Raw genomic sequence first — 15307 nt, 5'->3', positions numbered from 1 at the left:
GTCTGCACTGCGAAGCCCGAAGACTCCGAGTTGCTCCTTAGAAAGGAGGTGATCCAGCCGCACCTTCCGGTACGGCTACCTTGTTACGACTTAGTCCTAATCACCGATCCCACCTTCGACGGCTCCCTCCACAAGGGTTAGGCCACCGGCTTCGGGTGTTACCGACTTTCATGACTTGACGGGCGGTGTGTACAAGGCCCGGGAACGTATTCACCGCAGCGTTGCTGATCTGCGATTACTAGCGACTCCGACTTCATGAGGTCGAGTTGCAGACCTCAATCCGAACTGAGACCGGCTTTTTGGGATTCGCTCCGCCTTACGACATCGCAGCCCTTTGTACCGGCCATTGTAGCATGCGTGAAGCCCAAGACATAAGGGGCATGATGATTTGACGTCATCCCCACCTTCCTCCGAGTTGACCCCGGCAGTCTCATATGAGTTCCCACCATTACGTGCTGGCAACATACGACGAGGGTTGCGCTCGTTGCGGGACTTAACCCAACATCTCACGACACGAGCTGACGACAACCATGCACCACCTGTATACGAGTGTCCAAAGAGTTCCACATTTCTGCGGCGTTCTCGTATATGTCAAGCCTTGGTAAGGTTCTTCGCGTTGCATCGAATTAATCCGCATGCTCCGCCGCTTGTGCGGGCCCCCGTCAATTCCTTTGAGTTTTAGCCTTGCGGCCGTACTCCCCAGGCGGGGCGCTTAATGCGTTAGCTACGACACGGAAACCGTGGAAAGGTCCCCACATCTAGCGCCCAACGTTTACGGCGTGGACTACCAGGGTATCTAATCCTGTTCGCTCCCCACGCTTTCGCTCCTCAGCGTCAGTTACGGCCCAGAGAACTGCCTTCGCCATCGGTGTTCCTCCTGATATCTGCGCATTCCACCGCTACACCAGGAATTCCATTCTCCCCTACCGCACTCCAGTCTGCCCGTACCCACTGCAGGCCCGAGGTTGAGCCTCGGGATTTCACAGCAGACGTGACAAACCGCCTACGAGCTCTTTACGCCCAATAATTCCGGACAACGCTCGCACCCTACGTATTACCGCGGCTGCTGGCACGTAGTTAGCCGGTGCTTTTTCTGCAAGTACCGTCAAGGAGCAAGCTCCCCTTCTTCCTTACTAAAAGAGGTTTACAACCCGAAGGCCGTCATCCCTCACGCGGCGTTGCTGCATCAGGCTTGCGCCCATTGTGCAATATTCCCCACTGCTGCCTCCCGTAGGAGTCTGGGCCGTGTCTCAGTCCCAGTGTGGCCGGTCACCCTCTCAGGCCGGCTACCCGTCGACGCCTTGGTGAGCCATTACCTCACCAACAAGCTGATAGGCCGCGAGTCCATCCCAGACCGAAAAACTTTCCACCCAAAACCATGCGGTTCCAGGTCCTATCCGGTATTAGCACCGATTTCTCGGAGTTATCCCAGAGTCCAGGGCAGGTTACTCACGTGTTACTCACCCGTTCGCCACTAATCCACCCAGCAAGCTGGGCTTCATCGTTCGACTTGCATGTGTTAAGCACGCCGCCAGCGTTCGTCCTGAGCCAGGATCAAACTCTCCAAAAAAACTGGTTCCAACACCCGAAGGCATTGAGAGTATCAATCACTGACAGAGAAACAACTGACTACTTAGAATCAAATTGTCCATCAATCAAAGGAATCCCACCCGGCCAAAAGACCAGGACAGGGTTCAAAAATTGGCATTGAACATAGTGCACGCTGTTGAGTTCTCAAGGAACGGACGCACCCGAGTTTCAGCCTCGCGGCCTGCCCTCAGGGCAACCTACCTACCGTACCACTTCATTGCGCCGGACCCGATCACTCGGTGTCACACGGCTGTCGTTCACACAACAAGAACACGACCCGAGAGTCATGTTCGTTCTGAAGTGGGGGTTTCATCTTAGGCTTGAAATCACCGAGTCGCAATGCGACTTCGAGGCTATTTGGCTAAGAATCTCGCCGTCTCGGCCGGGAAGCTCTGATCTCTCAGCCGCTTCCCGCACCGCCGTGGCGATGAGTAAGAATTTACGCGGATCCCCGCACCCCGGCAAATCAGCCGTGCATCCCGGGCGTGTCGCGCCGAAACACGGGGATCCGGTCGGCTCAGTTCACCTCGTCGGGGTGCGAGCTCACCCGTCCCTCGCGCTCGAGCGCCGTGATCGCCTCCACCTCGGAGGCGCTCAGCTCGAAGTCGAAGACGTCGAAGTTCTCGGCCATGCGCTCGCGACGATTCGACTTCGGGAAGACGATGTGACCGCGCTGCAGGTGCCAGCGGATCACGATCTGCGCGGGGCTCTTGCCGTGCGCGGCCGCCGCGTCTGCCACCTCGGGCAGCTCGAAGAGCGGGTACTTGCCCTGGCCCAGCGGCCCCCATGCCTCGATCGCGATGCCGTGCTCCTCGGCGAATGCCGTGGTCGCCGGCTGCTGATGGGCCGGGTGCAGTTCGATCTGGTCGACGGCGGGCACCACGTCGGTCTCGGCGAGCAGCCGCTCGAGGTGCGGCACCAGGAAGTTCGACACGCCGATCGATCGCACCCGGCCGCTCTCGCGCAGCTGCTCGAAGGTCTTCCACGTCTCGACGTACCGGTCGTTGGCCGGAGTCGGCCAGTGGATCAGGTAGAGGTCGAGGTACTCGAGCCCCAGCCGTTCGAGGCTCGCGTCGAATGCGTCGAGCACCGACTGCGTGCCCTGGTCGTCGTTCCACAGCTTGGTCGTGATGAAGAGCTCTTCGCGCGGGATGCCGGACTCGGCGAGCGCGGCGCCCACCCCGGCCTCGTTGCCATAGATGCGCGCGGTGTCGATATGGCGGTACCCGATCTCGAGCGCATCGCTGACGATGCGCACCGTCTCGTTCGGATCGACCTTGAACACACCGAAACCGAGCTGCGGGATCGAGTGGCCGTCGTTGAGCTGAATGCGAGGAACAGAGGTCATGCCTCATCCCACCATGTCGTTCGCGTGCTGCGGCAGACCGTTCGCTGCACGCGAATCATGCCGCGCTCTCGCCGAGTTCGTCGGCGCCAGCACCGGTACCGGCCACGGGATGCCGCGTGGCGCGCCGCTCCCCCGCGCGCAGCGCGACCGGCCAGCGGTTGCCGACGGGCGGCAACGGGCAGACGTACTGGTCGGAAAAGGCGCAGGGAGGCAGGAAGGCGCGGTTGAAGTCGACGGCGACGAGGCCGTCGGCATCGGGCTCCGGCACTCGGAGGAACCGGAATCGGTAGCTCTCGTCACCGCTCGTGGCATCTGCGAGCACCGCCGAGAGGCCGAACGCATCGCGAGTGACGGTCAGGGCGACCGCGACGCCGTCGATCTCGAGGTCGATCGTTCCGCCCAACTCGGCGCTCGACTCGTGTCCGTCGACGGAGGTGACGTCGAGCGTCGATCCGGCTGCGGCCGGTGTGAACCGGCCGCTCACGACACGGTCGAGGGAGGGCGGGTAGGCCTCGATGCCGGCGAGGCTCGCGCGGCTCGGGGCATCCGGATCGATCACGCGAAGGGCGAGGGAACCGTCGCGATCCAACCCGCGCAGGCGGACGCCGTCGATCTCGACCTCCTCACCAGGGGCGAGGTGCACGGTGTCGCGATCGGGCAGCGAGTCCCCGATGATCCGGGCGCCGTCGGCCCGCCATCGACCGGGTGCGCCATCGAACTCGGTCGCCTCCGCGGCGAGCCAGTGGGTGTGCAGGAGGGCGGCCGTGCCGTGCGGCGCCGACGCCGCCTGCCAACGCGTCTCTTGCCACTGCCGCCACTCGGTCTCGAAGTCACTCTCGCTCATACCGACACCGTATCCACCGGTTTCGGCCGGTCGTCGTCGCGTGACGCCGTGAGGCGCGACATGTCGGAGCGGACGCAGAGCCCTCCCGTGATCGGGCTCGCGGCGCATACGATGGAGGGCTGTGCCTGACGCGATCACCTACCCCGCCGAGCTGCCGGTCTCCCGGCAGCGAGAGGAGATCGCGCGCGCCATCCGCGAGAACCAGGTCGTGATCGTCGCCGGGGCGACGGGCTCCGGCAAGACCACGCAGCTGCCGAAGATCTGCCTCGAGCTCGGCCGGGAGTCCATCGGCCACACCCAGCCGCGGCGGCTCGCCGCACGCACGATCGCCGAGCGCATCGCCGAGGAACTCGGCGAGGAGGTCGGCGGGCTCGTCGGCTACCAGGTGCGCTTCACCGACAAGGCCACGGCGTCGACGCGCATCAAGCTGATGACCGACGGCATCCTGCTGAACGAGATGCACCACGACCGGATGCTGCGTCGGTACGACACGATCATCATCGACGAGGCGCACGAACGCAGCCTCAACATCGACTTCCTCCTCGGCTACCTCAAGCAGCTGCTGCCGAAGCGCCCCGACCTCAAGGTCATCGTCACGAGTGCGACGATCGACCCCGAGAGCTTCGCGCGGCACTTCGCGGATGCCACCGGCGCGCCGGCCCCGATCATCGAGGTCTCGGGGCGCACCTACCCGGTCGAGATCCGGTACCGACCGCTCGTCGCGGAGGAATCGGCGAGCGACGATCCAGATGAGCCGACCGGATCGGCCGCGGGCGGCCGGGCCGCGGCCGACGACAAGGACTACCTGCAGGGCATCATCGAGGCGCTCGACGAACTCGACCGCGAGTCCCGCGGCGACGTGCTCGTCTTCCTCTCGGGCGAGAACGAGATCCGCGACGCCGAAGAGGCGGTGCGCGGCCACTACGCCGGCCGCGGGGCATCCGTCACCGAGGTGCTGCCCCTCTACGGCCGCCTCTCGGCAGCCGATCAGCACCGGGTGTTCCAGCCGTCGAAGGTGGCCGGCGTGCGCCGCCGCGTCGTGCTCGCGACGAACGTCGCCGAGACGAGCCTCACGGTGCCGGGCATCAAGTACGTGATCGATGCGGGCACCGCGCGCATCAGCCGCTACTCGGTGCGATCGAAGGTGCAGCGGCTGCCGATCGAGGCGATCTCGCAGGCCTCGGCGAACCAGCGCTCCGGTCGCTCGGGCCGCACGAGCGACGGCATCGCGATCCGCCTCTACTCCGAAGACGACTTCGCCCGGCGCCCCGAGTTCACCGAGCCCGAGGTGCTGCGCACCAACCTCGCCGCCGTCATCCTGCAGATGATCTCCCTCGGTCTCGGCGACATCGAGGCGTTCCCGTTCCTCACGCCGCCTGACGCGCGCGGCGTGAAGGACGGCGTCGAGCTGCTGCGCGAACTCGGCGCCGTCGACGCTGCTGCGGGCGCAGCAGCCGGCAACCGCTTGACGAGAGTCGGGCGGGCGCTCGCGAAACTGCCGATCGAACCCCGATTCGGCCGCATGGTCGTCGAGTCGAAGCAGCACGGCGTCAGCCGGGAGGTGCTCGCGATCGTCGCGGGGCTCACGATCCAGGATCCGCGCGAGCGACCGCTCGAGCGACGCCAGCAGGCCGACGAGCGGCATGCCCGTTTCGTCGACCCGACGAGCGACTTCATCACGCTCCTGAACCTCTGGAACCACCTCGAGACGCAGCAGCGCGAACTCGGCTCGAGCGCATTCCGGCGCATGTGCAAGAACGAGTTCCTGAACTACCTGCGCGTGCGCGAGTGGAACGACGTGTACCGCCAGCTGCGGCAGATGGCGCGGCCGCTCGGCCTCACGGTCGACGACCAGGCGCCCGGCGGCGGGACCGCGCCCGATGCCGACCGCATCCACAAATCGCTCCTCGCGGGCCTGCTCAGCCACATCGGCCTGAAGGACGCCCCGGCGAGCTCGCAACAGCCGGCCGCACGCGGCGGCAGCGGGGCATCCGGCGGCCGGAAGCCCAAGGGCGAGTACCTCGGCGCCCGGCAGTCCCGATTCCTGATCTTCCCCGGCTCTGCGCTCGCGAAGAAGCAGCCCGACGCGATCATGAGCGCCGAGCTCGTCGAGACGAGTCGCCTCTTCGCCCGCATGAACGCCGCGATCGACCCGGCCTGGGCGGAACCGCTCGCCGGATCCCTCGTCAAGCGCAGCCACAGCGAGCCCCACTGGGAGAAGCGGCAGGGCTCCGCCGTCGCCTACGAGAAGGTCACGCTCTACGGCGTGCCGATCGTCGCCCGTCGGCGCATCCAGCTCGCCCGCATCGACCAGGCGTACGCCCGCGAGCTCTTCATCCGGCACGCGCTCGTCGACGGCGACTGGCCGAACGACATCCGCCGCGACCGGCTCTTCGACTTCGACCGCAGGAACCGCGCGCTCCGCGCCGAGCTCGAGGCGGTCGAGGAGCGGAGCCGGCGACGCGACATCCTCTTCGACGACGAGGCCGTCTTCGAGTTCTACGATGCGCGCATCCCGGCCGACGTCACCTCGACCCGGCTCTTCGAGACCTGGTGGCGGGCGACGAAGCAGCAGTCGCCCGAACTGCTCACGATGACCGCCGAGGCGCTCAGTCCCGAGGACGCCCCCGGGATCGACGAGGACGCCTTCCCGCCGAGCTGGCAGCAGGACGACCAGACGCTCGCGCTGCGCTACCGCTTCGAGCCCGGCGCAGCCGACGACGGCGTCACGGTGCAGGTGCCGCTCGTGCTGCTCGCGCGGCTCCGCCCGGAGGGGTTCGACCGGCAGGTGCCGGGCCTGCGCACCGAACTCGTCACCGCGATGATCAAGGCCCTGCCGAAGGTGATCCGGCGTAACGTCGTTCCCGCGGCGGACTGGGCCGCGAAGATCGTGGCCGAGCTGGGCGAGTCGGATGCCCCGGCGGGAGCGTCGTTCGCCGACGAGGTCGCCGCCGTCATCAAGCGCCTGACGCACACCCCCGTGACGGGCGCCGACTTCGCGATGGATCGGATCCCGCCGCACCTGCAGATGTCGTTCCGTGTCGTCGACGGCCGCGGCAAGCAGCTCGCGGTGGGCAAGGACCTGCGGTCGCTGCAGGCACAGCTCGCCGATCGGGCGCGCGACGCCGTCGCCGACACCTTCGCGAAGCCCGCCCGCGGCGAGCGCGGACCCCGCGGCCCGCGGTCGGTCGACGCCGCGGGAGCTCCCACCCCCGGCGCGGTCGCCGCGTCGGGCGAACGCCCAGGGGCCGGCATCGAGCGCAGCGGGCTCACGAGCTGGGACTTCGCCGAGCTGCCGCGCTTCGTCGACACGACCGTCGGCGGCAACCGGGTGCGCGCCTACCCCGCGCTCATCGACGACGGCACGGCCGTGAGCATCAGGCTGCTCGCGACCCCCGAGGAGCAGGCGCGGGCGATGCCCGGGGGCATCCGTCGCCTGCTCATGCTCGCAACGCCCTCGCCCGTCAACTACGTGCAGCAGCACCTGACCGGCAATGAGAAGCTCATCCTCGCGACGAGCCCGTACCCGAGCACGACGGCTCTCTTCGCCGACTGCCTGGTGGCCTGCATCAACGACGTGCTCTACCGCGTCGCCGCCGACGGCATGCTCTTCACGAAGCTGGAGTTCGACACCGTTCGCGACCGTGTCTCGGGCGTCGTGATGGACACGATGTTCGAGACCGTCGGCCTCGTGGCCCGCACGCTCACCGCGTTGCGGGCGGCAGAGAAGGCGGTCAAGTCGGCGACGAGCATGGCCCTGCTGCCCGCGCTCAGCGACGCGAAGGAGCAGATCGCCGGGCTCGTCTTCCCCGGCTTCGTCTCGCGAACCGGCCTCGAGCGACTGCGGCACGTGCCGCGCTACCTCGAGGGCGTCACAATGCGCGTGGGCAAGCTCGTCGACAACCCGGGGCGCGACCGGGTGTGGATGAACGAGGTGCAGACGGCGCTCTCGCGGTTCGCCGATGCGGGCGGCACGATTCCGCTGGCACCGGATGCCCCGGCGAACCTCGTTCGCGCGCGCTGGCTGATCGAGGAGCTGCGCATCAGCCTCTTCGCCCAAGAGCTGCGCGCCGCAGAGAGCGTGTCGCTGCAGCGCATCACGAAGCTTCTCGCGCAGCCGACCGCCTCGATAGGCTGAACCCACCGTGGCAAGCTACTCCGATCTGCTCAAGACCTCTGGCGTCGCCCGTATCATCGCCGCGCAACTGACGGCACGGTTCCCCTCGGGAATGCTCTCGCTCGCGTTCCTGCTGCACGTCGAGCAGCAGACGGGCTCATACGGTTCGGCGGGGCTCGTGCTGGCGGCCACCTCGATCGGCCAGGCCGTCGCCGGCCCCTTGACGAGCCGGCTCATGGGGCGCTTCGGCATGCGCCCCGTGCTCATCACGACGCTCGTCGTCTGCGTCGCGGCGATCGTGGCGATCGCGGTGCTGCCGCTGACCGTTCCCCTCTACATGGTGATCGGGCTCGTCGCCGGACTCTCGACCCCGCCGGTGCAGCCGGCCGTGCGCACGATCTATCCGAAGATGGTGAACTCGCGCCAGCTCACCCCGCTCTTCTCGCTCGACGCCTCGGCGCAGGAGATCATCTGGGTCGTCGGCCCCGTCGTCACGACCTTCGTCGCGACGCAGATCGGCACCGTCTGGGCGATCCTCCTCGCCGCCGTGCTCATGGTCATCGGCGGCATCTGGTTCATCTCCTCGCCCGAGCTCGGGCGCGTCCGCATCCCGCGGTCGAAGCGACGGCTCGGCGTCGTGCTCGGCCGGCCGCCGGTGCTGCTCGCGACCATCGTCGGCTTCCTGCTGATCGGCGCGTGCGCCGCGATCGAGGCGGGCGTCGTCGCCGTGTTCGGGCACGACGGGGCCGAGGCCGGCATCGTGCTCGCGATCTTCTCGGTGGGATCGCTCGCGGGCGGCCTCTTCCTCGGACACGTGCCGATCGGGCCATGGTCGACCGCGCGCCGCATGTTCATCGTGTTCGCCGGCACGGCGCTCGCGGCCGGCCTCATGGACTTCTGGTGGCTCTCCGCCACCCTCTTCATCGCGGGCATCGGCATCGCCCCGGCGCTCGCCGTGCTCTTCGCGATCGTCTCGGCGAGCGTGAAGTTCTCCGACACGGCCGAGGCGTACGGCTGGGTGGGCACGGGCCAGCTCATCGGCGCCGCGCTCGGCTCGGCGCTCGCAGGCTTCCTCATCGACGGATACGGCGCGCAGGGCGCGTTCTGGGCCGCCGCGGTGCTCGCCCTCTTCGGATTCATCGTTCCGGTGATCGGCCGGCGCTGGCACCCCGACCTGCGCGGCCGTGACGCGAGCCCCATTCCCGACACCGAACCGGTGCCGATGCAACCCAGCTGAGCCCGGCCGACCGCGCCGCAAGAGAATCCGCCGCAAGAGAAGAGGCCAGGATGCCGCAACCGATCGCTCCCGCACCCCGCGTGCCGCTCGCCGACGGCGCGAGCATCCCGCAGCTCGGCTACGGGCTCTACAAGGTGCCTGCAGCGGATGCCGCCCGCCTCTGCCTCGACGCGATCGGGGCGGGCTACCGGCACCTCGACACCGCCGCCTTCTACGGCAACGAGCGCGAGGTCGGCGAGGCGGTGCGCGCCTCGGGCCTGCCCCGCGACGAGCTCTTCGTGACAAGCAAGGTCTGGAAGGACGACAACGGCTTCGACTCGGCGTTGCGCGCCTTCGACGCATCGATGCGCCGGCTCGCCCTCGAACGGCTCGACCTGTACCTCATCCACTGGCCGGTGCCCTCCACCGACCGTTATGTCGACACGTGGCGTGCCCTGGTGCGGCTGCGCGACGAGGGCCGCGTGCGCTCGATCGGCGTCTCGAACTTCCACGCGCACCACATCGAGCGGCTCGTCGATGAGACCGGCGAGACGCCCGTCGTGAACCAGGTCGAGCTGCACCCGTGGCTGCCGCAGACGGCGCTGCGCGAGTTCGACGCGGCGCGCGGCATCCGCACCGAGGCGTGGTCGCCGCTCGCGCGCGGGCGGGTGCTCGGCACGCCGCTGCTCGAGGCCCTCGCCGCCAAGCACGGCCGCAGCAGCGCGCAGATCGTGCTGCGCTGGCATGTGCAGCTCGGCAACCTCGTGATTCCGAAGGCCTCGTCGCCGCAGCGCATCCGTGAGAACCTCGACGCGTTCGGCTTCGAGCTCGACGCCGCCGACCTCGCCGCGATCGCGACGCTCGAGACCGGAGAACGCACCGGGCGCGACCCCGACGACGACTGACGTCGACGACCCTCCCCGGCCCGAACCCTCGCACTGGATCCTCGCACTGAACGTGCGGGAGCGGCCGAACGTTGTGGCCGCGCGACGACTCACAGCGAAGCGCAATCCGATCGTGACCCGACTCCCAGCGAGGTTCCAGACATCGGGTTCCGGCCGCGGAATACAGTGAGCGCATGAGACGACGACTCGCACCGGCGGCGGCCGCAACGGCCGCGCTCACCGCTCTCCTCCTCGCCGGTTGCACGGCAGGCAATCAGACCTCCTCGAGCCAGCCGGGCATCGCCACCGGCGAGGTGGCACCCGCGCCCGCCCCCGCGCCCGACGTGCCCGCGCCCGACGCGCCGCAGTCGATCGAAGGCGGTGCTGCGTCCGACGGTGCGTTCAAGGCGGAGGCCGACGCCGACCGCAGCGTCATCACGACCGGCTGGATCTCGATCACCGTCGACGACCCCATCGCGACGGCCGAGGACGCCGCCGACCTCGTCGAGGAGTCGGGCGGGCGGGTCGACAGTCGAAACGAGACACCGGGCACCGACTCGCAGCCGCCGAGCGCCTCCCTCACCGTGCGAGTCCCCGCCGACGAACTCGACGCTGTGGTCGCGAAGCTCCGGGAGCTCGGCACCGTGAACTCCGTGTCGATGAACGCCTCCGACGTCACGCAGCAGCGCCAAGACCTCGATGCCCGCATCGACGCGCTCACCGCCTCGGTCGACCGGCTGCGCGAACTCCTCGCCACCGCGACATCGATCACCGATCTCATCGCGATCGAATCGGAGCTCACCACCCGGCAGGCCGAGCTCGACAGCCTCACGCAGCAGCGCGACTGGCTCGTCGACCAGGTCGACTACTCGTCGATCACGCTCGACCTCATCACCGAAGAAGTCGCCCCCGACGCCGCACCCGACGATTTCTGGAGCGGACTGATCGCCGGTTGGGGGGCGCTCGTCGCGTTCGCCGGATGGCTCGGGGTCGCCTTCGGCGTGCTGCTGCCCTGGCTGGTCGCCGTGCTCGTGGTCGCCGCTATCGTCGTCACGATCGTCGTGCTGGCGAGCCGAAGCCGCCGCGAAGGGCAACTGGATGCCGCGGCATCCGTCGACGCGTCGGAACCCTCGCCGAGCGACTCGGCCTCGCCGCCCTCGCCCCCGCAGGACGGCTCCCCTCGGGCGTAGTCTGGCGGCGTGAGCACGACGCCTGAGAATCCGACGCCAGAGACCCTCCTGCACGATCAGCTGCTCGAACGCATCCGGGAGCGGGCCTGCGGGTACGACCGCGACAACGCGTTCTTCACCGAGGACCTCGCCGAGCTCAGCGAGGCCGGCTACCTGAGGGCGCTCGTGCCGACCGAGCTGGGCGGCCTCGGGTGGAGCTTCGCAGACGCCGTGCGGGGGCAGATGCGCCTCGCGGCCGCGGCGCCCGCGACCGCGCTCGCCGTCAACATGCACCTCGTGTGGACCGGTGTCGCGAAGGTGCTGCGCGACCGCGGCGACGACACCCTCGACTTCGTGCTGCGCGAGGCGGGTGCGGGCGAGATCTTCGGTTTCGGCATCAGCGAGGCCGGCAACGACCTCATGCTCTTCGGTTCGCGCACGGTCGCGGAGCCGCAGGCCGGCGGCGGCTACCGGTACACCGGACGCAAGATCTTCACCTCGCTGTCGCCGGCGTGGACGAGGCTCGGCACGATGGGGCTCGACACCGCCTCGGACGATGCGCCGAAGATCGTCTACGGCTTCATCGATCGTGAAGACCCCGACGTGCGCTCCCTCGACGACTGGGACACCATGGGCATGCGGGCCAGCCAGAGCCGCACGACCGTGCTCGACGGGGCGTTCGCGGCCGCCGACCGCATCGTGCGACGGCTCGACCCGGGTCCGAACGCCGACCCCCTGATCTTCGGGATCTTCGCGAACTTCGAGCTGCTGCTCGCCTCGGTCTACGCCGGCATCGGCGACCGGGCACTCGAGCTCGCCGTCGCGGCGGCGCACCGGCGCACCTCGATGAAGAACGGCGGGGCCGCCCTGTCGCAGGATCCCGACATCCGCTGGCGCATCGCCGACGCGGCGCTCGCGCAGGAGGCCATCACCCCGCAGCTGCTCGCGATCGCCCGCGACCTCGACGAGCTCGTCGACCACGGCTCCTTCTGGTTCGCGAAGCTCGTCGGCGTCAAGGTGCGCGCCACCGAGACCGCGAAGCACGTCGTCGACCAGGCGGTGCGGGTGTCGGGCGGCTCGAGCTACTTCGCCGGCTCCGAGCTCGGCCGGCTCTATCGCGACGTGCTCGCGGGGATCTTCCACCCCTCCGACGACGAGTCCGCCCACTCGACGGTCGCGAACGCGTGGCTCGGCCCGCTCGAATCCTGAACCCGCTCGAATCACGAACCCGGGCGAATCACGAACCCGGGCGAGCCGCTGCTCGAACGGTAGACTTGGCCGGGCGGCGCGGACCGCCACCGGAATACTGGAGGTCGTTGTGAACGTCGTCGCTTTCTTCATCTCGATGGGGCTCTTCGTCTTCGGCATGTGGCTCATGGGCACGGCACCCGAGGCCGCCGCGTTCCAGGCCCCGTTGTTCTTCGGCGGCATCGTGAGCGTCGCGGTCTCCCTCGCGATCCCGTTCCACCTGCTGGGCCGCAGCGACGGCGTCTGAGCGTCGATCACGCATCCCGGGCACGACACGCGCGTCACCTACCCTGACGGCGCCCTCGAAGCCGACGGCCTCGTGCTCCACACGGCGAGCGCCGGCGACGGCCTCGTCGCGGTCATCACCGACACCACGAGCTTCCACCCGGTCGACGCCGCCTGGCCCGACCAGCCCGCCGATTCGGGTTCCCTGTTCGTCGGCGGCACCGAGTACCCGATCGTCGACGCGGTGGTCGCGGCGAGCGACGGCTCGGCACTCCATCTCGGTGCAGACGTTCCGGTGCGCAAGGGAACCGAGGGCTGGGCCTTCCTCGTCGCCCACCTCGTGCGCGACGGCGCCGGCATCGCCGAGGGCGATCCGGTCACGGTGCGAGCGGATGCCGCGGCGCGGCGTGCCCTCTCTATCGGGCACACGGCGTGCCACGCCGCCTCGCTCGCATTGAACCGGGCACTTGCCGGCGACTGGTCGAAGCCGGCGAGGCAAGACGCCCTCGGCGCCCCCGACTTCGACGGCATCGCCATCACCTCGAGTCGCATCCTGCCGAACGCTTCGGTCGACGTGTACCGACTCAACAAGTCGCTGCGCCGCGCCGGGTTCGACACGGCGGCGGTCGCGGCCGAGCGACTCGACGAGCTCGCGGCATCCGTGACCGCCACGATCGCCGAGTGGGCGGCCGCCGAGGCCGAGGTGCGCATCGATCGCGACGGCGATGGGCTCACCGATCGGCGATACTGGGTGGCCGAGCTGCCCGGTGGCACCGCCCGCATCCCCTGCGGCGGTACGCACGCCGGTTCGCTCGGCGAGCTGGGTTCGGTGCGGGTCGAATTCGAGGCCGGCGAGGACGCCGGCACGCCTGTGCTCACGATGCGCACCCACGCGACGCCGCCCCGCTGAGACCGACGGGCCGCGACGCCCCCGGGCGGGGTTACGATGGCGACGTGGGAATTCGCATCGAGAAGGTCGACCTGCCGGGCATCGGCATTCGACACGACCTCATCACCGAGAGCGGCCGGCGCATCAGCGTCGTCTCGCACCGTGACGGCGAGCGCGACCTGGGCGTCTTCGACGAAGACGACCCCGATGCGTGCCGTGACTCCATTCCGCTGAACGACGACGAGGCTGCGGCGCTCGCCGATGTGCTCGGCGCCTCCGTCATGCTGAGCCGGCTCACGAGCCTGAGCGACGAGACGGCGGGGCTCTACACCGAGCAGATCGCGCTGCCGACCGACTCGCCGTTCCTCAACCGCACCCTCGGGGCGACGAAGGCCCGCACCCGCACCCACGCCTCGATCGTCGCCATCGTTCGCGACGGCACGATCATCCCCTCGCCCACGCCGGCGGAGGCGCTGCGCGCGGGTGACGTCATCGTCGTCGTCGGCACTCGTGAAGGACTCGACGGAGTAGCCCGGCTGCTCGCCAACGGCCCCGACTGAGGCCGGGCGTATGCACGAGACCACGCTGCTCCTCATCGAAGTCGGCGCGCTGCTTCTCGGTATGAGTCTGCTCGGGCGCCTCGCGCTCGTGCTCGGCATCTCGCCGATCCCGTTCTACCTCGTACTCGGCCTCGCGTTCGGCGACGGCGGCCTCATCGCGCTCGACGCGAGCGAGGAGTTCTTCCAGACCGGCGCCGAGATCGGCGTCATCCTCCTGCTCGCGCTGCTCGGCCTCGAGTACACGGCGTCCGAGCTCTTCGGGAGCCTGAAGTCGGCGCGCATGGCCGGCCTCATCGACGCCGCACTGAACGCCGTGCCCGGTGCCGCCCTCGCACTGCTGCTCGGCTGGGGGCCGGTCGCCGCCGTCGCGTTGGCGGGCGTGACCTGGGTGTCGTCGTCGGGGGTGATCGCCAAGCTGCTGCGAGACCTCGGTCGTCTCTCGAACCGCGAGACGCCGGCGATCCTCGCCCTGCTGGTCATCGAAGACCTCGCCATGGCCTTCTACCTGCCGGTGCTGTCGGCCCTCGTGGTCGGGGTCAGCCTCTGGCAGGGCGCCATCGGAGTCGCGATCGCGGTCGGCGTCGTCGCCCTGATCCTCTACATCGCGCTGCGGCACGGACACCTCGTCTCGCGACTCTTCCCAGCCGACCAGCACGAGCCGTTGCTGCTCGGCGTGCTGGGGCTGACCATGCTCGTCGCCGGTCTCGCCGCCGAGGTGAGCGTCTCGGCGGCAGTCGGTGCGTTCCTCGTCGGCATCGCGCTCTCGGGCCGGGTCGCCGTGAACGCGAGCCAGGTGCTCACTCCCCTGCGCGACCTCTTCGCCGCGATCTTCTTCGTGTTCTTCGGGCTGACGACCGACTCCTCGGAACTCCTGTCGATGCTGCCGGCCGCCCTCGCCCTCGCCCTCGTGACGATCTTCACGAAGCTCCTCACCGGCGCCTACGCGGCGAGGCGGGCCGGTGTGGGCACCCTCGGCCAGTGGCGCGCGGGGCTCTCGCTCGCTCCGCGCGGCGAGTTCTCGATCGTCATCGCCGGTCTCGCCGTCGGCGCGGGAGTCGCACCGCAGCTCGCGCCGCTCGCAACGGGCTACGTGCTCACCACGATCATCGCCGGCACGTTCCTCGCCCGCCTGCCCGACGCGCCATGGTTCCGCGCCGCCGTGCGCAGACGGCGGGCGGTCGCCGACACGAGTGTGGCGCCGCCCGCCGTGTGATCGC

Annotated in this window: 11 protein-coding genes and 1 rRNA gene; 9 read left to right on the top strand and 3 right to left on the bottom strand. The window is 68.8% G+C overall.

Features of this window, described 5'->3' with window-relative positions; all coding sequences use genetic code 11:
- Positions 1-41: 41 nt before the first annotated feature.
- The 3 genes from DCE93_RS03435 to DCE93_RS03425 form a co-directional block, all read right to left on the bottom strand.
- Positions 42-1570 (bottom strand): 16S ribosomal RNA (locus DCE93_RS03435).
- 537 nt (positions 1571-2107) lie between these two features.
- Positions 2108-2938 carry an aldo/keto reductase gene (locus tag DCE93_RS03430; RefSeq protein ID WP_108594648.1) on the bottom strand — a complete coding sequence of 277 codons (831 nt, stop codon included), beginning with the start codon at positions 2936-2938 and terminating at the stop codon, positions 2108-2110.
- Positions 2939-2993: 55 nt separating this feature from the next.
- Entirely contained in the window at positions 2994-3782 is a 789-nt protein-coding gene (locus tag DCE93_RS03425; RefSeq protein WP_168186161.1) for a DUF1684 domain-containing protein, read from the bottom strand.
- 121 nt (positions 3783-3903) lie between these two features.
- Here DCE93_RS03425 and hrpA point away from each other — a divergent pair, with 121 nt between their 5' ends.
- The 9 genes from hrpA to DCE93_RS03385 all read left to right on the top strand — a co-directional run bounded on the left by hrpA (position 3904) and on the right by DCE93_RS03385 (position 15303).
- A complete protein-coding gene (hrpA, locus tag DCE93_RS03420; protein WP_108594646.1) occupies positions 3904-7920 on the top strand; it encodes an ATP-dependent RNA helicase HrpA in 4017 nt (1338 codons plus the stop codon).
- A gap of 7 nt (positions 7921-7927) precedes the next feature.
- Complete coding sequence (locus DCE93_RS03415) at positions 7928-9136, top strand: MFS transporter (RefSeq protein ID WP_108594645.1); 1209 nt, start codon at positions 7928-7930, stop codon at positions 9134-9136.
- A gap of 50 nt (positions 9137-9186) precedes the next feature.
- Positions 9187-10020, top strand: coding sequence for an aldo/keto reductase (locus DCE93_RS03410; protein ID WP_205647466.1), 834 nt, complete (start codon positions 9187-9189; stop codon positions 10018-10020).
- 173 nt (positions 10021-10193) lie between these two features.
- On the top strand, positions 10194-11189 hold the full coding sequence (locus DCE93_RS03405) for a DUF4349 domain-containing protein (RefSeq protein ID WP_108594644.1): 996 nt from the start codon (positions 10194-10196) through the stop codon (positions 11187-11189).
- Positions 11190-11198: 9 nt separating this feature from the next.
- A complete protein-coding gene (locus tag DCE93_RS03400; RefSeq protein WP_108594643.1) occupies positions 11199-12377 on the top strand; it encodes an acyl-CoA dehydrogenase family protein in 1179 nt (392 codons plus the stop codon).
- Positions 12378-12486: 109 nt separating this feature from the next.
- Positions 12487-12663 carry a hypothetical protein gene (locus DCE93_RS14535; protein WP_165906117.1) on the top strand — a complete coding sequence of 59 codons (177 nt, stop codon included), beginning with the start codon at positions 12487-12489 and terminating at the stop codon, positions 12661-12663.
- A 72-nt stretch (positions 12664-12735) separates the two neighbouring features.
- Positions 12736-13551, top strand: a complete 816-nt coding sequence (locus tag DCE93_RS03395) for an alanyl-tRNA editing protein (RefSeq protein ID WP_244284230.1) — start codon at positions 12736-12738, stop codon at positions 13549-13551.
- 44 nt (positions 13552-13595) lie between these two features.
- Complete coding sequence (locus DCE93_RS03390) at positions 13596-14090, top strand: cation:proton antiporter regulatory subunit (RefSeq protein ID WP_108594641.1); 495 nt, start codon at positions 13596-13598, stop codon at positions 14088-14090.
- Between the two features lie 10 nt (positions 14091-14100).
- Positions 14101-15303: a cation:proton antiporter gene (locus DCE93_RS03385; protein WP_108594640.1), complete on the top strand. Its 1203-nt coding sequence runs from the start codon at positions 14101-14103 to the stop codon at positions 15301-15303.
- Positions 15304-15307: the final 4 nt, after the last annotated feature.

It is taken from the genome of Agromyces badenianii, assembly GCF_003070885.1.
GTDB classification, from domain to species: Bacteria; Actinomycetota; Actinomycetes; order Actinomycetales; family Microbacteriaceae; genus Agromyces; species Agromyces badenianii.
Note: the sequence above shows the minus strand (reverse complement) of the source record. Positions and strands in the feature narration are given on the sequence as shown.

Excerpts from the sequence above, each read along its gene's own strand:
- DCE93_RS03410 (WP_205647466.1), top strand. The coding sequence starts at position 9,187 with ATGCCGCAACCGATCGCTCCCGCACCCCGCGTGCCGCTCGCCGACGGC.
- DCE93_RS03385 (WP_108594640.1), top strand. The coding sequence starts at position 14,101 with ATGCACGAGACCACGCTGCTCCTCATCGAAGTCGGCGCGCTGCTTCTC.
- DCE93_RS03405 (WP_108594644.1), top strand. The coding sequence starts at position 10,194 with ATGAGACGACGACTCGCACCGGCGGCGGCCGCAACGGCCGCGCTCACC.
- DCE93_RS03430 (WP_108594648.1), bottom strand. The coding sequence starts at position 2,938 with ATGACCTCTGTTCCTCGCATTCAGCTCAACGACGGCCACTCGATCCCG.
- DCE93_RS03425 (WP_168186161.1), bottom strand. The coding sequence starts at position 3,782 with ATGAGCGAGAGTGACTTCGAGACCGAGTGGCGGCAGTGGCAAGAGACG.